At 60.7% G+C, this 20,517-nt stretch carries 19 protein-coding genes; 3 read left to right on the forward strand and 16 right to left on the reverse strand.

Translation table 11 applies throughout. From position 1 onward, the window contains the following. Window positions 1-18 precede the first annotated feature (18 nt). The 9 genes from IG629_RS12365 to IG629_RS12405 form a co-directional block, all read right to left on the reverse strand. Entirely contained in the window at window positions 19-2,937 is a 2,919-nt protein-coding gene (locus IG629_RS12365; RefSeq protein ID WP_193172253.1) for a 2-oxoglutarate dehydrogenase E1 component, read from the reverse strand. A 227-nt stretch (window positions 2,938-3,164) separates the two neighbouring features. After that, window positions 3,165-4,040, reverse strand: coding sequence for a succinate--CoA ligase subunit alpha (sucD, locus tag IG629_RS12370; protein WP_193172254.1), 876 nt, complete (start codon window positions 4,038-4,040; stop codon window positions 3,165-3,167). Further along, window positions 4,040-5,236, reverse strand: a complete 1,197-nt coding sequence (sucC, locus tag IG629_RS12375; protein WP_193172255.1) for an ADP-forming succinate--CoA ligase subunit beta — start codon at window positions 5,234-5,236, stop codon at window positions 4,040-4,042. Before sucC ends, sucD begins: the two co-directional genes overlap by 1 nt. Window positions 5,237-5,415: 179 nt before the next feature. After that, complete coding sequence (mdh, locus tag IG629_RS12380) at window positions 5,416-6,369, reverse strand: malate dehydrogenase (protein ID WP_193172256.1); 954 nt, start codon at window positions 6,367-6,369, stop codon at window positions 5,416-5,418. 153 nt (window positions 6,370-6,522) lie between these two features. Beyond that, a complete protein-coding gene (locus IG629_RS12385; RefSeq protein WP_193172257.1) occupies window positions 6,523-7,566 on the reverse strand; it encodes a hypothetical protein in 1,044 nt (347 codons plus the stop codon). Window positions 7,567-7,630: 64 nt separating this feature from the next. Next, window positions 7,631-8,533, reverse strand: coding sequence for a hypothetical protein (locus tag IG629_RS12390; protein ID WP_193172258.1), 903 nt, complete (start codon window positions 8,531-8,533; stop codon window positions 7,631-7,633). Between the two features lie 300 nt (window positions 8,534-8,833). Continuing rightward, complete coding sequence (gene zapE, locus IG629_RS12395; protein WP_319025071.1) at window positions 8,834-9,958, reverse strand: cell division protein ZapE; 1,125 nt, start codon at window positions 9,956-9,958, stop codon at window positions 8,834-8,836. Between the two features lie 133 nt (window positions 9,959-10,091). After that, on the reverse strand, window positions 10,092-10,841 hold the full coding sequence (locus IG629_RS12400) for an SDR family oxidoreductase (RefSeq protein WP_193172260.1): 750 nt from the start codon (window positions 10,839-10,841) through the stop codon (window positions 10,092-10,094). Between the two features lie 48 nt (window positions 10,842-10,889). Continuing rightward, on the reverse strand, window positions 10,890-11,591 hold the full coding sequence (locus IG629_RS12405) for an SIMPL domain-containing protein (protein ID WP_193172261.1): 702 nt from the start codon (window positions 11,589-11,591) through the stop codon (window positions 10,890-10,892). 194 nt (window positions 11,592-11,785) lie between these two features. Between IG629_RS12405 and IG629_RS22875 the strand changes: the two genes are divergently transcribed. Continuing rightward, a complete protein-coding gene (locus tag IG629_RS22875; protein WP_264299829.1) occupies window positions 11,786-11,914 on the forward strand; it encodes a hypothetical protein in 129 nt (42 codons plus the stop codon). A 117-nt stretch (window positions 11,915-12,031) separates the two neighbouring features. Here IG629_RS22875 and IG629_RS12410 read toward each other — a convergent pair whose 3' ends face one another. Genes IG629_RS12410 through sdhC form a run of 4 tightly spaced genes read right to left on the reverse strand, consistent with a single transcriptional unit; the run spans window position 12,032 to window position 15,455 of the window. Beyond that, window positions 12,032-12,811 carry a succinate dehydrogenase iron-sulfur subunit gene (locus tag IG629_RS12410; protein ID WP_193172262.1) on the reverse strand — a complete coding sequence of 260 codons (780 nt, stop codon included), beginning with the start codon at window positions 12,809-12,811 and terminating at the stop codon, window positions 12,032-12,034. Between the two features lie 35 nt (window positions 12,812-12,846). Further along, complete coding sequence (gene sdhA, locus IG629_RS12415) at window positions 12,847-14,637, reverse strand: succinate dehydrogenase flavoprotein subunit (RefSeq protein ID WP_193172263.1); 1,791 nt, start codon at window positions 14,635-14,637, stop codon at window positions 12,847-12,849. 5 nt (window positions 14,638-14,642) lie between these two features. Continuing rightward, on the reverse strand, window positions 14,643-15,032 hold the full coding sequence (sdhD, locus tag IG629_RS12420; protein WP_193172264.1) for a succinate dehydrogenase, hydrophobic membrane anchor protein: 390 nt from the start codon (window positions 15,030-15,032) through the stop codon (window positions 14,643-14,645). 39 nt (window positions 15,033-15,071) lie between these two features. Continuing rightward, window positions 15,072-15,455 carry a succinate dehydrogenase, cytochrome b556 subunit gene (gene sdhC, locus IG629_RS12425; RefSeq protein WP_193172265.1) on the reverse strand — a complete coding sequence of 128 codons (384 nt, stop codon included), beginning with the start codon at window positions 15,453-15,455 and terminating at the stop codon, window positions 15,072-15,074. A gap of 596 nt (window positions 15,456-16,051) precedes the next feature. Here sdhC and IG629_RS12430 point away from each other — a divergent pair. Further along, window positions 16,052-16,651, forward strand: coding sequence for a pentapeptide repeat-containing protein (locus IG629_RS12430; RefSeq protein ID WP_226886658.1), 600 nt, complete (start codon window positions 16,052-16,054; stop codon window positions 16,649-16,651). Window positions 16,652-16,662: 11 nt separating this feature from the next. Here the strand turns inward: IG629_RS12430 and IG629_RS12435 are convergent, their stop codons facing one another. After that, window positions 16,663-17,556, reverse strand: coding sequence for an HpcH/HpaI aldolase/citrate lyase family protein (locus IG629_RS12435; RefSeq protein ID WP_193172266.1), 894 nt, complete (start codon window positions 17,554-17,556; stop codon window positions 16,663-16,665). A 144-nt stretch (window positions 17,557-17,700) separates the two neighbouring features. Here IG629_RS12435 and pdxY point away from each other — a divergent pair, with 144 nt between their 5' ends. After that, complete coding sequence (gene pdxY, locus IG629_RS12440; RefSeq protein ID WP_193172267.1) at window positions 17,701-18,540, forward strand: pyridoxal kinase; 840 nt, start codon at window positions 17,701-17,703, stop codon at window positions 18,538-18,540. A 14-nt stretch (window positions 18,541-18,554) separates the two neighbouring features. Here the strand turns inward: pdxY and IG629_RS12445 are convergent, their stop codons facing one another. Next, window positions 18,555-19,103, reverse strand: coding sequence for an RNA polymerase sigma factor (locus IG629_RS12445; protein WP_193172268.1), 549 nt, complete (start codon window positions 19,101-19,103; stop codon window positions 18,555-18,557). Between the two features lie 382 nt (window positions 19,104-19,485). Beyond that, a complete protein-coding gene (locus IG629_RS12450) occupies window positions 19,486-20,511 on the reverse strand; it encodes an aspartate-semialdehyde dehydrogenase (protein ID WP_193172269.1) in 1,026 nt (341 codons plus the stop codon). Window positions 20,512-20,517: the final 6 nt, after the last annotated feature.

Below are 20,517 nucleotides of genomic sequence, written 5' to 3' on the forward strand. Positions count from 1 at the left end.
GGCTGGTATTTGTTTGGATTATTCGGCCGCGTACCGGCTGCCCTTGCTCATCTCCTCGCCAACGGCGAGCGCTTCCTGAACCAGTGCTTCCTGCTCGCGAACGTGCCTGCCATGGTTGCCGGTGGCGGGCGAGGCCGCTTCTTCCCGGCCCGCATAGAGCGGACGTTTGCAAACCCCGTCGAGCTCAACCAGCACGCTCTCGATGCGGCGATCGACGAAGGACCAGGCACCCATGTTCCAGGGCTCTTCCTGGCACCAGACCACCTCGGCCTGCGGGAACCGCGCCAGCTCTTCCATCAACGCCTTGCGCGGGAACGGATAGAGCTGCTCAAGGCGCAGGAAGAAGACATCGGTCTGACCGCGCCGGGCCCGCTCTTCGTAAAGGTCGTAATAGACCTTGCCGGAGCAGATCACGACCCGCTTCACGTCCTTGTCGTCGCAAAGTATCTCGTTGTCATACATGACACGGTGGAAGCTGGTGCCATCGGCCATGTCGTCCAGCGTCGAGACGCAGAGCTTGTGGCGCAGCAGGGATTTCGGCGACATCACGATCAGCGGCTTGCGGAAATCGCGGCGCTGCTGACGGCGCAGTGCGTGGAAATAGTTCGCCGGCGTGGTGCAGTACACGACCTGCATGTTGTCCTCGCCGCAGAGCTGCAGATAGCGCTCGAGGCGGGCGGAGGAATGCTCCGGACCCTGCCCTTCATAGCCATGCGGCAGCAGCATCACGAGACCGGACATACGCAGCCACTTGTGCTCGCCGGAACTGATGAACTGATCGACCACAACCTGGGCACCGTTGGCGAAATCGCCGAACTGGGCTTCCCAGAGGGTGAGAATGTTCGGCTCCGCCTGGCTGAAACCGTACTCGAAACCGAGCACCGACGCCTCGGACAGCGGGCTGTCGATCACTTCGTAATGCAGCGGTTCCGTGCCGAGGCTGTTCAGCGGAATGTGCCGCTCTTCGGAATTCTGGTCGATCCAGACCGAATGCCGCTGGGAGAAAGTGCCGCGGCCGGAATCCTGGCCGCTGAGCCGGACGCCGTCGCCCTGCACAAGCAGGGTTCCGAAAGCGAGGCTCTCGGCATTTGCCCAGTCGATGCCCTCGTTATTCTCGATCGCCTTGCGGCGCTGCTCGACAACACGTTTCAGCTTGCGGTTCATGGCAAAGCCGTCCGGCGCTTCGGTCAGCTTCATACCGACCTCACGCAACGTGTCCTTGTCGACCGAGGTCTCGCCCCGGCGGGCATCGCCATGCGCCTTGGTGAAGCCGGACCACTTGCCTTCAAGCCAGTCGGCCTTGTTGGGCTTGTAGTTCAGCCCGGCCTCGAACTCGCTGTTCAGGTTGTCGTCATGCTCCTTGACCATGCTGTCGGCCTCGCCGGCCTTGATCACGCCTTCGCGCTCAAGCTGCTCTGCATAGAGCTGACGGGTGGTCTTCTGGGTCGCGATCTTCGAATACATGAGGGGCTGGGTGAACATCGGCTCATCCCCCTCATTGTGACCGAAGCGGCGATAGCAGAACATGTCGATAACCACGTCGACGCCGAACTCCTGGCGGAATTCGATGGCGATCCGGGTGACGTGCACGACGGCTTCCGGATCGTCCCCGTTCACGTGGAAAATCGGCGCGTCGACCATCTTCGCGACATCCGTCGGATAGGGCGAGGAGCGCGAGAAGGCCGGAGCCGTGGTGAAACCAATCTGGTTATTCACGATGACATGGATTGTGCCGCCGGTCTTGTAACCGCGCAGATCGGAGAAGGCGAAAGTCTCGGCCACCACGCCCTGGCCGGCAAAAGCCGCATCGCCATGCATCAGGATGCCGAGCACCTTGCGGCGATCAGGATCGTTGCGCTGAGCCTGTTTCGCCCGAACCCGGCCAATTACGACAGGATTGACGATCTCAAGGTGGGACGGGTTCGCATTCAGCGTCAGGTGGACGTTATTCTCGTCGAACTCGCGGTCGGAGGAGACGCCCATGTGATATTTCACGTCTCCGGAGCCGCCGACGTCTTCCGGGTTCGCCGGGTTGCCGAGGAACTCGGAAATGATCGCCCGGAACGGCTTGCTCATGAAATTGCAGAGCACGTTAAGGCGGCCGCGGTGCGGCATGCCGATCACGACCTCTTCCAGGCCGATCTGGCTGCCCCGCTTCAGGATCTGCTCCAGCGCCGGGATCAGGCTTTCAGCGCCATCGAGGCCGAAACGCTTGGTGCCGACATACTTACGGCCGAGAAACTGCTCAAAGGTCTCGGCGGCGGTCAGCCGCTCGAGGATCGTGTGCTTGCCGCGCTCGGTAAACTCGGTGCGGTTGCGGATCTGCTCGATCCGCTCCTGGATCCAGGCCTTCTGATCAGGGTCCTGCATATGCATGAACTCGACGCCGATGCTGCCGCAATAGGTGCGGTCCAGCAGCTCGATGATCTGCCGCAGGGTGGCTGTTTCCAGGCCGAGGACATTGTTGATGAAGATCGGGCGGTCCCAATCCTCTTCGGTGAAACCGTAATGAGCGGGATCGAGTTCGGGGTGCGGTGTCGGCGGCTCAAGACCGAGCGGGTCGAGCTTCGCTTTCAGGTGTCCCCGGATCCGGTAGGCCCGGATCAGCATGATCGCCCGGAGCGAATCCAGACTGGCCTGCCGTATATCGCCGCCTATAAGCGGGTCTGCGGCGGCTGCGGGCTTCTCGTCCGTAACCGGACCCGAGCCGTCTGCCGCCTCGCCGGTCCCGCCGATGACACGGTTGCCGCGGTCTGCCCAGCTTGGTCCGTGCACATCGCCCTGAACCAGACCGACATCGTCGTGCAGGTCAGCGAAATAATCGCGCCAGCTTTCGTCTACTTGGGCCGGATCCTGGAGAAATCGTTCGTAGAGTTCACCGATGAAAGGTGCGTTAGCACCTGAAAGAAAGGATTGGTCGCTCACTGCCATCGCCATATTGGAACCTGCCCCTTTGCGAAGTGGCTGTTGGTCCTGTCTGTTTCGGCTCCGCGCGCCCCTCGCGCAGGGCCTAGGTAACCCTTGCGGCAAAGCGCCGCACAGGCAAGCATCTTCTTATACTAGCTAAGAAATTACTAACTTGAAGCCGTTCTGCATGGCAGATGGCAAAAAATCTCAAGACTGTGTCCGGACGGCAGCGGTTTGATGCCGTCCGGACACGTCATTTAGCCCTTGATCGCCTTGACCATGGTGGTCCCGAGCGAAGCCGGGCTGTCGGCCACGAGAATGCCGGCAGACTTCATGGCTTCCATCTTGGAATTGGCATCACCCTTGCCGCCCGAGATGATCGCACCGGCATGGCCCATGCGACGGCCCGGAGGCGCGGTGACACCGGCGATGAAGCCGCACATCGGCTTCTTCACCTTGTTCTGGCGAAGGAATTCGGCCGCATCCTCTTCCGCGGAACCGCCGATTTCACCGATCATGATGATCGCTTCAGTCTCCGGATCGCCGAGGAACAGGTCCAGCGCATCGATGAAGTTGGTGCCGTTCACCGGGTCACCGCCAATACCGATACAGGTCGACTGGCCAAGGCCGGCCGCCGTGGTCTGGGCCACCGCTTCATAGGTCAGCGTGCCCGAGCGGGAGACGATCCCGACCTTGCCGCGGCGATGGATATGACCCGGCATAATACCGATCTTGCAGGCGTCCGGCGTGATCACACCGGGGCAGTTCGGGCCGATCAGGCGGGTCTTGGAGCCGGAAAGGGCCCGCTTGACCTTGACCATGTCGAGCACCGGAATGCCTTCGGTGATGCAGATCACCAGCGGAATTTCCGCGTCGATGGCTTCCAGGATCGAATCGGCAGCGAACGGCGGCGGGACGTAAATCACCGAGGCGTTGCAGCCGGTCCGGTCTTTCGCTTCCATAACCGTATCGAACACCGGCAGGTTGAGGTGGCTCTGACCGCCCTTACCCGGGGTGACGCCGCCGACCATCTTGGTGCCGTACGCGATCGCCTGTTCGGAGTGGAACGTGCCCTGGCTTCCGGTGAAACCCTGGCAGATGACTTTCGTATTTTCGTCGACCAGAACGGCCATCAGGCTGCCTCCTTCACCGCAGTGACAATTTTTTCCGCCGCGTCCGCGAGATTGTCCGCGGAGGTGATCGGCAGACCGGAATCAGCGAGGATCTGCTTGCCGAGATCGACGTTGGTGCCTTCCAGCCGCACGACCAGCGGCACGTGCAGGCTGACTTCCTTGGCCGCCGCGACGACGCCTTCGGCGATCACGTCACAGCGCATGATGCCGCCGAAGATGTTCACCAGGATGCCTTCGACGTTCGGATCGGAGAGAATGATCTTGAAGGCGGCGGTGACCCGCTCCTTCGTCGCCGAACCGCCAACATCGAGGAAGTTCGCCGGCTCGGAGCCATAGAGCTTGATGATGTCCATGGTGGCCATGGCGAGACCCGCGCCGTTCACCATGCAGCCGATGCTGCCGTCGAGCTTCACATAGTTCAGCTCGTACTTGGCGGCTTCGAGTTCGGAAGCGTCTTCCTCGCTCTCGTCCCGCAGCTCGGCCACGTCCTTGTGCCGGAACAGCGCGTTGTCGTCGAAGCCCATCTTGGCATCGAGCGCGATCACGTCACCGGAACCGGTGATGACCAGCGGGTTGATTTCAACCATCGCCGCGTCGAGATCGGTGAAGGCCTTGTACATGGCCGACAGGAACTTGACCGCCGACTTCACCTGGTCGCCTTCGAGGCCCAGCGCGAAGGCGATGCGGCGGGCATGGAAGCCCTGCAGGCCTGTCACCGGGTCGATGGCGATGGTGATGATCTTTTCCGGGGTCGCCTCGGCGACTTCCTCGATCTCCATGCCGCCCTCGGTCGAGGCCATCACGGTGACGCGGCTGGTGTCGCGGTCGACCAGCAGGCTGAGGTAAAGCTCGCGCTTGATATCGCAACCTTCCTCGACATAGATGCGGCTGACTTCCTTGCCGGCCGGACCTGTCTGCTTGGTGACCAGCGTGGCGCCGATCATCTCGCCCGCGTTGGACTTGACGTCCGCGACAGACTTGACGACGCGGACACCGCCGGCGCCGTTTTCATTGCCCTTGAAGCGTCCTGCGCCTCGTCCACCGGCATGAATCTGAGACTTCACGACCCAGACCGGACCGCCAAGCTCGTTGGCGACCTTCTCGGCCTCCTCCGGGGTGTAAGCAACGCCGCCCCGCGGCACTGCAACACCGAATTTGGCCAAGAGTTGCTTGGCCTGATACTCGTGAATGTTCATGGCTCTCCCATTTCCCTTGCACCGGTTTTGGCGCGAGAACCGCCGAAGCCGTTGCTCCAGCCAGCCTGACCGGCCAGCTTAATCCCCTAACGCGGGAAGCGGCCCGGTGCCGCAGTCACACTGTAGCACCGAACCACCTGATAACAAGTGGTGGTATACCGTATACCACCACCTCAACCTTAAAGGCCGAACTTAGCCGCGACTTCGTTCAGGCTCTTCACCGCGCCGACCGAATGATCGAACATGGCTTTCTCGTCTGCATTCATCTCGATTTCGACGATGCGCTCGACACCGTTCGCACCGATCACGCACGGCACGCCGACATACAGGCCATCGAGGCCGTATTCGCCGGTGCACTGCGCCGCGCACGGCAGAACGCGCTTTTTGTCCTTGAGGTAGGAGTCAGCCATCTGGATGGCGGAAGACGCCGGCGCGTAGAAAGCGGAGCCGGTCTTCAGCAGGCCGACGATCTCGGCACCGCCGTCACGGGTGCGCTGAACGATCTGGTCGACCTTTTCCTGCGTGGTCCAGCCCATCTTCACCAGATCCGGAACCGGAATACCGGCAACGGTGGAGTAACGGGTCAGCGGCACCATGGTGTCGCCGTGACCACCAAGCACGAAGGCGGTGACGTCTTCGACGGAGACCTTGAATTCTTCGGCCAGGAAATAGCGGAAGCGGGCGCTGTCGAGCACGCCGGCCATGCCGACGACCTTGTTGGCCGGCAGGCCGCTCAGCTTCTGCAAGATACCGACCATGACGTCGAGCGGGTTGGTGATGCAGATAACAAACGCGTTCGGGCAGTTCGCGCTGATGCCGTCGGCAACCGCTTTCATGACCTTGGTGTTTGTTTCGATGAGATCGTCGCGGCTCATACCCGGCTTGCGCGGGATGCCAGCGGTGACGATGACGACGTCGGAGCCTGCGAGAGCGCTGTAGTCGTTCGCGCCGAGCATCTTGGCGTCGAAGCCTTCGACCGGGGACGCTTCCGCGATATCGAGAGACTTACCCTGGGGGATGCCCTCAACGATATCGAAGAGCACCACGTCGCCGAGTTCCTTCAGGCCGGCGAGCAGCGCCAGCGTGCCACCGATATTCCCAGCGCCGACCAGCGCGATCTTGTTGCGAGCCATCTTGTTCCCCACTCCTCTGATTCGGGACAGATCCGCCGCGCCGTCAAGGCTTCGGCCTCCTCCTGGGCGGCGGAAAACCGAGGCGCGGTGTAGCGCGATTCCGGCACCCCCGCAAGGGCTCTGCCGGTCCCGCATGCCGACAAAGCGCAAAGATCAGAAGCGCGGGGCCGAACTCTCAACCTGAAGCAGATGATCCAGACCCGGTTGAAGATCCGACAATACGAAGTCCACGCGCTGCTGAATTCCTACGTTCGGCTTGGCAAAACGGCTGCGCCACTCGAAAACTTTGACCGCGATACCGCAGAGCACTTCTGCCAGTGTGGCCTGATGTTCGAGGATCTGCTGCCGCGCCGTACGGAATTCCTCAAGCGTCAGCACTTCCCAGTCAAACACAGCTCTCCGGTCAAACTCCCGGAAACGTTCCACGACGCTTTTGACGACGTGGTCCATGGCGGAAGATACCTGCTTCATGCGCTTGATCGCCGGATCTCCCTTGCGGAAAGAACCACGTTCCATCGCTTCCTCGATCCAGCCCTGCAATTCCTTCACGCGCGGCACGATCAGATTGAGGTAGCTCCGGTAATAACCAAGAGAGAGAAAAGCGTCGCCATAATCTTCAAGCAACTCGGGCAGGCTATCGAGATCCGCTTCCAGGACCTCGGACAACAGCTCAAGCTTCTTCCGAGCAGCGGCCTTATCCGCCATCTGCATGATGTCCCGCAAACTGCTGGGGTCCGTAATATCCATCCCGGCATCGCCAAAAACGTGCCGCACAAGCGGCCGGGTCAGATTGCGCATATGGCCGGCAAGCTCGCGCTTCTTCTCGTTCGACAGACTAAGCACGTCTGCCGTTTCCACATCGATGCCGCTGGACCGGACCGCGCGACGCAGGGAATAGCAGTCAAACGCCGGAAGCCTGGCGGCTTCCTTCAGCAGCGGAATGTCATGCTTGATCAGATCTTCGTCCCGGTTGACGTAGTTCGGAAGTTCATCGATGCCGAACTGGCCACTGCCCATCCCGCTTCCGCGAAACAGTTCGACCCGGGTTTCCAGCCGCACATTCTTGATCAGCCGAAGACGGAATAGCCCCCTGTTCCGGACAGGGAGCGCCACACAGGCAAACGTGTTGATGGAATCCCGGTCCTCGCGGTCGATGACGAGGCGTTCACTATCTTGCTGGACGGTCGATCCGGGCATGCTGTCTCGCGGCAATGGGTAGAACACGCGGTACGGCTACCGCGGTACCGGGCTCTTCTGGGGCCTATTCGAAAGTGGACGCTTCGCGTTCGATCGCGGTCATGCGGTCAAGTCCCGACCGGAGGTCTGACAACACGAAATCGGCGCGGCGCTCAAAGCTGCCGCCACCGCCGGGAAAACGCGCTTCCCATTCAGAAACCTTGACTGTAAGCCCGCACAGAACAGCCGCGAGGCTCGCCTGGTGATCGGCGATCAAGGCACGCACCTGGTTGAATGTTCCGACGGTCACACGTTCCCACCGGATGTCCGTCTTGTTCTCGAAATTGCTGAACCGGCGCTTCAGGGACTGATGCAACGCTCCGAGAATGCGCTCTGTCTTGAGCAGCGCCGGTCCCGTCATCGGGTCCTTGCCGATATGCGGCACCTGGTACGCTTCCTTGACCCAGTCCCGAAGCAGCGCGATCCGTGGCCCGATCTCCGCGAGATATTGTTTGTAAAAACCGAGGGAGAGGAATACGTCGCCGTAATCCTCAAGCAGATCCGGCAGGTCTTCGCGTGACGTCTCCAGAGCCGAGGCAAGGCCGTTAATCCGCTGGAGCACGGTAGAGCTGTTTGCGTTAAGCAGCCGGTCACGAAGCATTTCCGGATCGGACAGTTCGATATTGCTCGCGCTGAACACATACTGCAGCAGCGGTCGCGTCAGGTTCCGCATATGCGGCTGCAATTCGCGCTTCTTCGCATCGCTCAGCATGAAAGCTTCAAGATTGGCGATCTCGATACCCGCAGCCCTCAGGCCCCGGCGCAGGGAATAGGGATCGAAGCTCTCCATCTCACCGACGCTAACCAGCATCGGCATATCGTGGTGCAGGAGATCGTCGGTCGTACTCATGAAGTCCGGCAGCTCGTCGATTGCGACCTGTCCGCTGCCCATGCCCGCTTCGCGATAAAGCTCGATGCGGGTTTCCATCCGGACATTCTTGATCAGCCGGACCTTTGTGAGTCCTTTTGTACGCAGCGGGAGAATGTTGCAACGGAGCGTGTGAAGGGAGTCCTGATCGCGGTCAGGAACAAACGGACTACGCTGTGCCGAAAAATCAATGGCGTATGCGATAACACACTCCCGGATGAGATGGCTTTTATACGGGGCCTTCTGCCGTCCGTGAGCTTTATCAGGCTCTATCTTAAGTTACTCTTAAGAGTTATATTTAAATTTAAGCCTTTTTGCATATATTAGGCAAATTATTGCACCATAACCTATTCTTGCGCTTCAGCGCCGGCGCGATTCAAAGTAATCAGAGGATTGCATTTCCATGAGCCGGGAAATCGTCCGGTCGAATTCAAAACCCCAGTCCTCACCGTCATACAGCTTCTCCGGCACGGCCTCGGCCGACGCGACCAAGCGGACGCCCTGATCGTAGAGCGCGTCGATCAGGGTCATGAAACGGCGCGCCTGATCCCTGTTCGCCGCGCCAAGGATCGGGATGTCGGCGATAATCACCGTGTGAAATCGTTCCGCAACCGCAAGGAAGTCGGCGGCGGCCAGCGGCACATCGCAGAGATCCCGGAAGCCGAACCGGGCAACGCCCGACGCAGCAGCCGGAACCGCGATCTCCCGGCCCTTGCGATTGATCGAATCCGGCTTTGCTTCCGCATTATCCGTCATCTCGGCAAAAGTCTGGTCCAGCGCCGCATCCGCTTCCGGACCGCAAGGAACGTGATAGACGGTCTGCCCGCGCATCCGTCCGAGCCGGTAATCTTCCCCGTCATCCAGCCGGAACACCTCATGCCGGGCCTTCAGAATACCGATGAACGGCAAGAACAGATCGCGCTGAAGTCCGTCCTTGTAGAGTTCGTCCGGCGCCCTGTTGGAAGTCGCGACGACCACGACACCCAGCTCGAACATGGCGAAGAACAGACGGGAGACGATCATCGCATCGGCGATGTCCCGAACCTCGAACTCATCGAAACAAAGCAACCAGGCACTGTCGGCAAGTTTCTGGGCCGTCGGACGAATCGGCTCCGCCGTTTTCGAGACCTTGTTCTCCTGCCGCCACTGATGGATCAGCTCATGCGCCTCACGCATGAATTCGTGAAAATGCACACGCCGCTTTCGCTCGACCTGCGCGCCGTCGAAAAACAGATCCATCAGCATGGATTTTCCGCGGCCGACCGAGCCATAGATGTAGAGGCCTTTCGGCGGAGTGGACGGTTTGCTTCGGGCAAAGCCGAGCTTTGCCGTCCAGCCCGTCTTGGCTTGCGGCGGGCGGTAATCGATCAGCTGGTCGTGCAGCCACTGAAGTTTAGCGGCAGCCGCTGCCTGTGCCGGATCGGCGGTAACGGAACCCTCGGCGATCAGGGCTTCATAGCGGGCCAGCGGCCCTTCGTGAGTCACAGTTCGTTCTCCCGTCGGACGGGCCATTCGGACCGTTCCCCTCGGCGGACACAAGTCGCGCAAGTCGCCGCCGCCGTCAAGTCAGGGGCCTTCAATTCAGAGGCCCTCAAGCCGTGGCACATACAGGTCCGGTTCAACGTCCGCCCGCCACCTCGAGGATCGAGCCGGCACAATATCCCGCGGAATCGCTGAGCAGCCAGACAATAGCCTCCGCCACTTCCTCCGGCGCGGCGGCGCGTCCGATCGGTGTGGTCGGGCCGAGACGAGCCGCCCGGTCCGGTGCACCGGCGCTGGCGTGAATGTCCGTGTCGATCATGCCCGGAGCCACCGCGTTGACGCGCACGCCCTCGGCAATGACTTCACGGGCAAAGCCGGTGGTGAATGAATCCACCGCCCCCTTGGACGCGGCGTAATGGGTGAACTCGTTCGGCGCGCCGAGCCGGGAGGCAATCGAGGAGAGATTGACGACGGCACCGCCGGCGCCGCCATCCTTCTTCGACATCCGGCGTACTGCCTCTCGGCAGCAGAGCATCAGCCCGATCACGTTGAGCTGCATGACCTCGAGGATCGCAGCCTCCGACATGTCCCGGACCTGGGAGATCTTGCCGGTGATCCCGGCATTGTTGACCAATCCCCGTACCGGACCGAGAGCCGCCTCCGCCTCGTTGAAGAGCCGGACAATCTCGGCTTCCTTCGAGGTGTCCGCCCGGATCACGACGGCCTTGCGTCCTTCGGCTTCGACCTTGGCTGCAACGGCGCGGGCTGCCGCCTCGTTACCGGCATAATTCACCGCGATGTCCCAACCGTCGCGCGCGGCCAGAACGGCTGTTGCCGCGCCGATACCGCGGCTGGCACCGGTGATGATGCAAAGCCCTCTACTCATGGATCGTTCCCCCCAGAACATTTGATTCCGGGGGGATCATAGCGCGGTTCAGTCGCCGGAGCGAACTTCCGCGGCAAACCGGACGGACGCGCGCAGCTCTGCTTTCTGGGCAACACTGTCGCCGCCACCGCTGCCATCGGCCGCGAGTTTCGATATGGCTTCCGTCCGCATCATCATGGCTGGCTGCGGACGCGGGACGGCACCCGGCGCAATATGGATCGCAGCCACGCGATAGCCGCGATCCGGATAAACTGCTTTCAGGCGCGCCAGCTCATCGGCGGCACGCTGGTAGATGTCAGCACGGAGATCCGCCAGCGCCGCTTCCCGTTCCGCCAGGGTCGGGGTGAAATCGATGCCGAGCAGGGCGTAGCTGCGCCCCGCTTCGCCGAGATCATCCACTGTGCTGCCGATACCGCCGAGGGCCGTGCTTGGCAGGCGGGCTTCCGCCGTAATCCGCCAGCGCTCGAACCCGGCCTCGTCCCGCAAACGGTCATATCCGACCAGGCGCCACGGGGCTTTGTCCGAGATTTTCGTCAGATCCGTCTGCACCGCAGCGCGGGCCACACCGAATCCACCGGCCTTGACTGCGAGATCGGCCACCACCGTGACGGTCGCCGAATCGGTCTCGACCCACTTTTCCAGACTGAGATCGAGCGTGACGGTATCGTCGCGCACTGTTTCCGCCTGCACGACGGGAGATGCGAACAGCATCAGGACCGCAAGAGCGGCGGACAGAAAGAGTCGGGTCATTGCATGGCTCCGGCTTAACTAAAGAACTGAGGCTTGTCTGAAGAACTCGCGCACTATCGCCTTGAATTACGTCAGCAAAATGACACGGGTGCCGAAATTCCACCATCCCGCTCGGTGCATTCACGGTATCGCGACTGGTCCGACAGAGAAAATCGCGATAGGGTAGCGCTGCAACTGACCGTGGAGGTTCACCCATGCGTAAACTGATCGGACTGTTCGTTCTCGTGGCTGCCGTCGTCGCCTTTACCGCGCCGACTGCGTTTGCCGGCTGCGCTTCGTCGCACAAGACAGCGGAGCAGAGCAAACCGGCACAGACCTCGTAAACATCAAGCGGCAGAGGATCCCTTTCCGGAAAACCCACGCCGTATTGTGACTCACTCATCATAAAACCGGCCGCTGTTTCCAGCGGCCGTTTTTTCTATCCGCGATATCCCGCAGAGCTACATACGCTGGACCATCAGTTTCTTGATCTCACCGATCGCCTTGGCCGGGTTCAGGCCTTTCGGGCAGGTCTTGGTGCAGTTCATGATGGTGTGGCAGCGATAGAGCCGGAACGGATCTTCCAGCTCGTCCAACCGCTCACCGGTATATTCGTCGCGGCTGTCCGCGATCCAGCGGTAGGCCTGCAGCAGAATGGCCGGGCCGAGATACCGGTCGCCGTTCCACCAATAGCTCGGGCAAGACGTCGAGCAGCAGAAACACAGCACGCATTCCCACAAGCCATCGAGCTTCTCGCGCTCTTCTGTGCTCTGGCGGCGCTCCTCGTCCGGCGGCGGCGGCGATTTCGCCTTCAGCCACGGCTCGATAGAGGCAAGCTGCGCATAGGGTTGGGTCAGGTCCGGCACCAGATCCTTGACCACCGGCATGTGCGGCAGCGGGTAGATCTTCACGTCGCCCTTTACGTCGTCGATGCTCTTCAGGCAGGCCAGCGTGTTCGTGCCATCGATATTCATGGCGCATGACCCGCAGATGCCCTCGCGGCAGGAACGGCGGAAGGTAACGGAGGTGTCGACCTCGTTCTTGATCTTGATCAGCGCGTCCAGAACCATCGGGCCGCACTCGTCGAGGTCGATCTCGTAGGTATCGACCCGCGGGTTTTGCCCGGTGTCCGGATCGTACCGGTAGATCTTGAATGCCTTGACCCGTTTCGCGCCGGCTTCAGCCTTGTGGGTGTTGCCGATCTTGACCTTCGAGTTCGCCGGCAAAGAAAATTCAGCCATCTCTCAATTCCGATCTTTTCTTCGTTCTCAAGCGATCAGTAGACGCGTGCCGCCGGCGGCACGACCTCGACCTCGTTCGAGAGCGTGTACATGTGCACGTCGCGATACATCACCTTGTGCTTGTACTTGTCGTCGAGCCACATGACCGTGTGCTTCATCCAGTTCTCGTCATCCCGGTCCGGGAAATCCTCGTGCGCATGCGCACCGCGGCTTTCCGGACGAAGGCTGGCCGAGGTCAGGGTGATCACTGCCTGGGTCATCAGGTTCTCAAGCTCCAGTGCCTCGACCAGATCCGAGTTCCAGACCAGGGAACGGTCGCTGAGGCCGATATCCGGCAGCGTGGCCGCGATGTCCTGGATCTTCTTCACACCATCATCCATCAGCTCGGTGGTGCGGAACACCGCCGCGTGCTGCTGCATGGCGCGCTGCATGTCGAGACGGATCTCGGCTGCCTTACGCTCGCCTTTGGCGTGACGCATCTTGTCGAGACGCGCGATGGCGTACTCGCCCGCATCGGACGGCAGCGGCTTGTGCAGCTCGCCCGGACGCACGGTTTCCTTGGCCCGCAAGGCGGCGGCCCGGCCGAACACGACAATGTCGAGCAGGGAGTTGGTGCCGAGACGGTTGGCACCGTGCACCGAGACGGAAGCCGCCTCGCCGATGGCCATCAGGCCCTGGCACACCCGGTCCGGATCGTCCGCCGTCGGCGACAGAACCTCGCCGTGATAGTTCGTCGGGATACCGCCCATATTGTAGTGCACCGTCGGCAGAACCGGGATCGGCTCCTTGGTGACATCGACACCGGCGAAGATCTTCGCGGTCTCGGAAATGCCCGGCAGACGTTGCGCCAGCACTGCCGGCTCAAGATGCTCGAGATGCAGATAGATGTGATCTTTCTGCGGCCCGATACCCCGGCCCTCATTGATCTCGATCGTCATCGCCCGGCTGACCACGTCGCGCGAGGCCAGATCCTTGGCCGTCGGCGCGTACCGCTCCATGAAGCGTTCGCCCTCGGAGTTGGTCAGGTACCCGCCCTCGCCGCGCGCACCCTCGGTGATCAGACAGCCGGAGCCGTAGATACCGGTCGGGTGGAACTGGACGAATTCCAGATCCTGCATCGGCAGGCCCGCACGCACCACCATGCCGCCACCGTCGCCGGTGCAGGTATGCGCGGAAGTGCAGGAGAAGTAGGCCCGGCCGTAACCGCCGGTCGCCAGCACCGTCTGGTGTCCGCGGAAGCGGTGCAAAGTGCCGGTCGCCAGATCGATCGCCATGACGCCGCGGCAGGCGCCTTCTTCGTCCATGATCAGATCGATAGCGAAATATTCGATGAAGAATTCGGCATTGGCCTTCAGGCTCTGCTGATAGAGCGTGTGCAGGATGGCGTGACCGGTACGGTCAGCCGCGGCACAGGCACGCTTGGCCATGCGCTTGCCGAAATCCAGCGTGTGACCGCCGAACGGGCGCTGGTAGATCTTGCCCTCGTCGGTTCGCGAGAACGGCACGCCGAAATGCTCCAGCTCGATGATCGAGGGGATAGCGTTCCGGCACATATATTCAATGGCATCCTGATCGCCCAGCCAGTCCGACCCCTTGACGGTGTCGTACATGTGGAACTTCCAGTTATCGCCCTCACCCATATTGTTGAGCGCAGCGCCAACACCGCCCTGCGCTGCCACAGTATGGGAGCGGGTCGGGAAGACCTTGGTGATGCAGGCGGTCTTCAGGCCTTCGTTCGCCATCCCGAAGGCGGCACGCAGGCCGGCACCGCCGGCGCCCACGACGATGACGTCGTAGGTGTGATCAATGATCTCGTAGGACTTCATGGAGCTCAGCCTCCGAAAGCGAGTTTAAGCACCGCGAACAGGGCGGCAATTGCAAGAAGGGAAGCGAGCAGCTTCACACCGAGAAGGGTCACCAGCTTTACGCCTTCGTGATGAACGTAGTCCTCGATCACGACCTGCAGCCCGAGGGCAGCATGATAGAAGGTCGCAATGATCAGGGCGATCATCAGAACGGCGACGACGGGTGAGCCGAGCCAGGCCACGGTCTCCGCATAACCGGCGCCAGCCAGCGAGATCAGGGATGCCACGAACCAGAGTGTGAGCGGGATCAGCGCCACCGCGGTCACGCGCTGCATCCACCAGTGATGCAGACCGCTCTTGGCGCTGCCAAGGCCGCGCACACGGCCGATCGGCGTACGCATTGAATTGTCAGTCATACCAGCCTCTCAAAAGAGTCTTTTTGTTGGCCTTGCCTCTTAAAGGGCGCAGGCAAGTATCCAGGCCAGAACAGTCAGGACCACCGAGGAGGCGATGACCAGCTTGGTCGCCTTTTCGGCTGTCTCGATCTCGAAGCCGTAACCGCTATCCCAGAACAGATGGCGGATGCCGTTACAGAGATGGAAGAACAGGGCAAAGGAAAAGCCGAACAGGATCAGAAGGCCAATCCAGGACCCCATGATGCTCTGCACAAACTCGAAATAGCCCCCACCAGTCGCCGCTGCCATGAGCCACCAAACGAGAAGCAATGTGCCGATGCCAAGCGCAACTCCGGTCGCGCGGTGCAGAATCGACGTTATCGCAGTGAGAGGTAGCCTATAGACCTGAAGATGCGGGGAAAGAGGGCGGTTGGAAACGCTCATAGCGCGCCTTTCCTGAGGAACATCAACAATGAAGCCGCACCATATTGCAGTGCGAACGAGAGCTCAATTTATTTCGCCCCCCTGACTTGTCCAGTCCCCGGCCTTACTGCCGGTCGAAAATTTATGCGCAATGCCACACACAGTCCTGTGGATAAAAATTTGATTTATCTGTGGATTAATTGTGAAGAAACTATTTGAAGCCCTTTATTGTCCGTAATTTCAGTCAATTAAGCTTGCGTTTAAATGTGAATATCTTTCTTCATACTTAACGATAAAATGTGCGTTAATTGATCTTATCTTTGCGCTTACTAAAAACCTCACTTCGCCATGATGAATTTTTCACTTTTTTATTGATCTAGTCTCAAAATCCGGTGATATTTTTATTCTAGACATGGAAGCATTGCTTTCGTTCGATCTTGTTTTCAGGATTCGAACAGAGCGGGGCGCCACCGAAAATACCGGCGGAGTCCGTGCCAAGACAGTCGCATTGGTAGTGTCGGTGCCTGCCTTCCATGTCCGACGGGTCGCCTGTCTTCTGACGGGCGGCCCGTTCGTCTTCCGGAAGCTTTCCCGCATCCTTCTGAAATCGTGACGATATGTCGGCTGGTATTGCCCGGCCCATCTGGTACGGTACGGCCGCGCCATTCGACGAGATGTCCGGGATGCACCGATCCGTGTTTCAAGCTATCCGATCCAGATGCCTGCACCTGAGCGGGGCAGCCGCCTTTCTCGCCGCGCTGACGCTCTTTCCGGCCCTGAGCCAGGCGGCCTGCACCGATCCGCCGAGCCCTGGCGTTGACTGGCGGCGCTGCAATTTCGACAATTATCCGCTGGCCGGCGTAGACCTGACCGGCGCCAACCTGAACGATGCCAGCTTCAACTGGGCCGACCTGACGGGCGCAAAACTCGATGAGAGCCGAGGGCGCGTTCGTTTCGCGCGGGCTAAAATGGAGGGCGCCACCTTCCGCGGCGCCCAGCTCCGCGATGCCGATTTCAGCCAGGCGAATGTGACCGGCGCCGATTTCACCGGTGCCAATCTGATCAAGGTCCGTTTTCAGACGGCTATATTGCGCGGCGCCAATCTGACCGGCGCCCGGGTTCGCGATGCCGATTTCTTCCGGGCCGACCTTTCCGGCGCGACCTGGACGGACGGCAAAAAAGTCTGCGCCGAAGGCTCGATCAGTTTCTGCCGCTAGCCCCCTCGCGATCAGCCATCGTTCCCGCCGCTGGACTCGCGATACTCGATCATTTCAGCCAGCGCCAGGATACGCCGGGCATTCTCGACATGCAGGGATTCGACCAGCTTGCCCTCGACCAGCGTCACGCCGCTGCCTGCCGCATCCGCCTCTTGGTGTGCGTCGATGATCTTGCGTGACCAGGCAATCTCTTCGCCGCTCGGCGCGAAGATCCGGTTGGCCGGCTCAAGGGTTTTCGGATGAATCAGGGTCTTGCCATCGAAACCGAGCTCCAGGCCCTGATGGCAAACTTCCTCGAACCCTTTAATGTCATCCAGATCGAGATGCACCCCGTCCAGCACCGCCAGGCCATAGGCCCGCGCGGCCAGGACACAGAGTCCCAGACTGGTCACAAAGGGCAGCCGGTCTCGCGTGTGCAGAGCGTGCAGATCCTTGGCGAGATCGGACGTCCCGAGCACCAGACAGCCAAGGCGGGGACTGGATCCGGCGATCTCCTCGGCATGCAGCATGCCGAGCGGGGTTTCCATCATGCACCAGATCGAGAGGTTCGCAGGCGCCCCTGACGTGGCCAGCGCCTCTTCCGCGAACCAGACCTGATCGGCATGCTCGACCTTTGGCAGCAAGACCGCATCCGCGCCGGACTGGGCCACAAAAGCGAGATCTTCCGCACCCCAAGGGCTTTCCGCGGCATTGATGCGGATGACGATCTCCCTGTCGCCATAGCCGCCCTCCTTCAGGGCAGCCGCGATAGTCGTGCGGGCCTCCGCTTTCTTGTCCGGCGAAACGGCGTCCTCGAGATCCATAATCAGGACATCGGCTTCCAGCGTCCGCGCCTTCTCCAGCGCGCGTGCGTTCGAGCCCGGCATATAGAGCGCCGAGCGGCGCGGTCTGATGGAAGCGGTCATAGATCGATCTCCGAATGTCCCGTTCAGCGCATCCTAGTGGATAGCAAAAGAAAACCAAGCGGAGAGAGTGACTTGTCACTTGACCCAAAGCCTGTCGCCGCTTCATCTCAAGGAAGACGGGGCGGCATGGTCAGGGGAACCAGCATGGCAATTTTATCGATCCAGTCCAGGGTCAGTTACGGCTATGTCGGTAACAGCATTGCGGTGCCGGCCATCCAGGCGGCGGGCCTGGAGGTCTGGCCGCTCGACACCGTCTCGTTCTCCAACCATCCGGGCCACGGGCAGTTCAGGGGAGAGGTCCGGCCGGCTGCGGAACTCGAAGCGCAGATCGACGGGCTGGCTGCACTGGGTGTGATGGACCGGCTCTCGGCTGTGCTCTCCGGATATCTCGGCCTGCCTGAAACAGCCGGTGTGGTCGCCACCGCCGTCGACCGGACCCGCGCATCGAACCCGGCCGCCCCGTTCGTGCTCGATCCGGTGATCGGAGACAATGGCCGGCATTTTGTTCGCGATGGCGTGGCTGAAGCGATTTGCGAAAAACTTCTGCCACGCGCCGACATCCTGACCCCGAACCTCTACGAACTCGGGGTGCTTTGCGGCGCGGCGATACCCGATGATGCCGATGCAATTTCTGCGGCGGCACGGAAACTGATCCAGGATTCCAGGGTGATGGCGGTGGCCGTCACCGGTATCCAGCGGTCCGGCATGGTCTCCAATCTGCTGGTGCTCGAAAACGCGCGCTTTGAAACCATGACACCGTGCCTCAATCGAGGATTCAACGGCACCGGCGACCTGTTTGCCGCGCTGCTCACAGCATGGTTCGTCCGCTCCGGTGACATCCGGTCCGCTTTCGCACGCGCCGGCGGCGGCCTCGATGCCGCGACACGGATAACGGAGCAGGCGGGAAGGATGGAACTGGATCTCCCTGCTATCCTGAAAAGCCTGAAGACTCTTCACCCGGCGACCCTGCTGCAGGGTCACTAGCCGGAAACCGGGCATCATATTTCCGGGCCGGCCCCGTTCCGGCGCAGCCGCTCGCGCGCGAGCTGAACACGCTTGCGCGCAGTACAGTTCGTGATGCTGAGCCGGTCCGCGATCTCCGCGTAGGAGCGCCCTTCCAGAAATCGCAGGATGATCGGGTCACGCAGAACGTCGGGAAGGTCGTCGAGACCGCGCTGTAGTGAACGCATGGACTCGCCCGTCTCCGCAACTTCCTCCGGCGTCGGCGCGGGCGACGGAAGGGATGGCACGACGTCACTATCCGCCATGGCCAGGATTTCTTCGGTCCAGCGTTTCTGGCGGGATCGTGCACGATAAAAATCAATGCAGGCGTTATGGACCAGACGGGACAGCCAGGCGCGCTGGTTGGTAATTGCCGCGCCCTTGCCCTCGGCAAAATGCGACGAGGCCCTGACCATTGCATTACCCAGAGCATCCTCGGCATCCGCCACATTCCCGGACATCAGTTTCATGCATTGGCGAAGCAACTGGTTCTGATGCTCGAACCAGAGATCCCAGAAGCCGTCGGACGGGCAAGGGGAAGACACCGTGACCGAAACATCCGGTTTGGGATGCTCCCGCGGTTTTCGCGTTGAAATTTCCCGGACAGGTGCCGGTAAGACACCCCCTAATCGCGCGATCAAATCGACGGTATGCATCGTCTGGTCGGCGAAAACATCACCAGACGGACCCGGTCCACGGGCATATCGGCCATTGCTGTTGTGCTGTTTTTCAGTACCCACGAGAAGCCCCGACACGTTGATAGGTGTTCTGTGCTTTGGACGTAACGGGATGAGTAAATTTATACTCATCCCGTTATATGGATACGGGATCAAAAACAGAATCGCAAACTTATAAGTTGTATTTCTTTTCGAATAAAAAGCGGCCGACGTTATGCCGGCCGCTTCAATACTCGATTATCTGGCTGGATCAGGCAGCTTTTTCGAGGTGGTTTTTCACCAGGGTTTCGGCAATCTGAACCGCATTGAGGGCAGCGCCCTTGCGCAAATTGTCCGAGACGCACCAGAAGATCAGGCCGTTCTTGACCGTCGGGTCCTGACGTACCCGGCTGACATAGACAGCATCCTCGCCGGCGCATTCATGCGGCGTGACGTAGCCTTCGTCTGCCCGATGGTCGACCACGACAAGACCGGGGAAGTCCTGCATCGCATCGCGGGCTTCCTCGACGCTCAGCGGCTTTTCGGTCTCGATGAAGACGGATTCTGCATGACCGATGAAGACCGGAACACGGACGCACATGGCGACGAGCTCAATGGCCGGATCGAGGATTTTCTTAACCTCGCTGGTCATCTTCCATTCTTCCTTCGTCGCCCCGTCATCCATGAACTTGTCGATATGCGGGATCACGTTGAAGGCGATCTGCTTGGTGAACTGCGTATTCTCCACCGGATCGTTCACATAGATCGCGCGGGTCTGGCTGAAGAGCTCGTCCATGCCTTCCTTACCCGCGCCGGAAACCGACTGGTAGGTGGAGACGACGACCCGCTTGATCTTGGCAAGATCATGCAGCGGCTTCAGCGCGACAACGAGCTGCGCCGTGGAGCAGTTCGGATTGGCGATGATGTTGCGCTTGCCATAGCGGGATACCGCGTCCGCATTCACTTCCGGTACGACCAGCGGCACGTCCGGGTCCATCCGGAAGTGTGAGCTGTTATCGATGGCAACACACCCGGCGGCGGCCGCAATCGGCGCATATTTCTCAGAGATCGAACCACCCGCGGAGAACAGTGCGATATCGGTGCCCTTGAAGTCGTATGTCGCCAGATTCTGAACCTTGAGTGTTTTATCCTCGCCATAGGACACCTCTGTGCCCGCCGATTTCTCGGAAGCAAGCGCGACGACTTCGGTCGCCGGAAAATCGCGCTCGGCAAGGGTAGTCAACATCTCACGACCAACGGCGCCCGTTGCGCCGACTACGGCAACTTTGTAGCCCATGGTTCT

Origin of the sequence: Nisaea nitritireducens (assembly GCF_014904795.1) — a bacterium.
GTDB classification, from domain to species: domain Bacteria; phylum Pseudomonadota; class Alphaproteobacteria; order Thalassobaculales; family Thalassobaculaceae; genus Nisaea; species Nisaea nitritireducens.

What these genes read in the sequence shown, in the direction of transcription:
- IG629_RS12430 (WP_226886658.1), top strand. Translation starts at nt 16,052, where the DNA reads ATGTCGGCTGGTATTGCCCGGCCCATCTGGTACGGTACGGCCGCGCCA.
- IG629_RS22875 (WP_264299829.1), top strand. Translation starts at nt 11,786, where the DNA reads ATGCGTAAACTGATCGGACTGTTCGTTCTCGTGGCTGCCGTCGTCGCC.
- IG629_RS12365 (WP_193172253.1), bottom strand. Translation starts at nt 2,937, where the DNA reads ATGGCGATGGCAGTGAGCGACCAATCCTTTCTTTCAGGTGCTAACGCA.
- sucC (WP_193172255.1), bottom strand. Translation starts at nt 5,236, where the DNA reads ATGAACATTCACGAGTATCAGGCCAAGCAACTCTTGGCCAAATTCGGT.
- IG629_RS12400 (WP_193172260.1), bottom strand. Translation starts at nt 10,841, where the DNA reads ATGAGTAGAGGGCTTTGCATCATCACCGGTGCCAGCCGCGGTATCGGC.
- IG629_RS12405 (WP_193172261.1), bottom strand. Translation starts at nt 11,591, where the DNA reads ATGACCCGACTCTTTCTGTCCGCCGCTCTTGCGGTCCTGATGCTGTTC.
- mdh (WP_193172256.1), bottom strand. Translation starts at nt 6,369, where the DNA reads ATGGCTCGCAACAAGATCGCGCTGGTCGGCGCTGGGAATATCGGTGGC.
- sdhA (WP_193172263.1), bottom strand. Translation starts at nt 14,637, where the DNA reads ATGAAGTCCTACGAGATCATTGATCACACCTACGACGTCATCGTCGTG.
- IG629_RS12410 (WP_193172262.1), bottom strand. Translation starts at nt 12,811, where the DNA reads ATGGCTGAATTTTCTTTGCCGGCGAACTCGAAGGTCAAGATCGGCAAC.
- pdxY (WP_193172267.1), top strand. Translation starts at nt 17,701, where the DNA reads ATGGCAATTTTATCGATCCAGTCCAGGGTCAGTTACGGCTATGTCGGT.
- IG629_RS12450 (WP_193172269.1), bottom strand. Translation starts at nt 20,511, where the DNA reads ATGGGCTACAAAGTTGCCGTAGTCGGCGCAACGGGCGCCGTTGGTCGT.
- IG629_RS12390 (WP_193172258.1), bottom strand. Translation starts at nt 8,533, where the DNA reads ATGGAAACCCGCATCGAGCTTTATCGCGAAGCGGGCATGGGCAGCGGA.
- IG629_RS12435 (WP_193172266.1), bottom strand. Translation starts at nt 17,556, where the DNA reads ATGACCGCTTCCATCAGACCGCGCCGCTCGGCGCTCTATATGCCGGGC.
- sdhD (WP_193172264.1), bottom strand. Translation starts at nt 15,032, where the DNA reads ATGACTGACAATTCAATGCGTACGCCGATCGGCCGTGTGCGCGGCCTT.
- sucD (WP_193172254.1), bottom strand. Translation starts at nt 4,040, where the DNA reads ATGGCCGTTCTGGTCGACGAAAATACGAAAGTCATCTGCCAGGGTTTC.
- IG629_RS12385 (WP_193172257.1), bottom strand. Translation starts at nt 7,566, where the DNA reads ATGCCCGGATCGACCGTCCAGCAAGATAGTGAACGCCTCGTCATCGAC.
- sdhC (WP_193172265.1), bottom strand. Translation starts at nt 15,455, where the DNA reads ATGAGCGTTTCCAACCGCCCTCTTTCCCCGCATCTTCAGGTCTATAGG.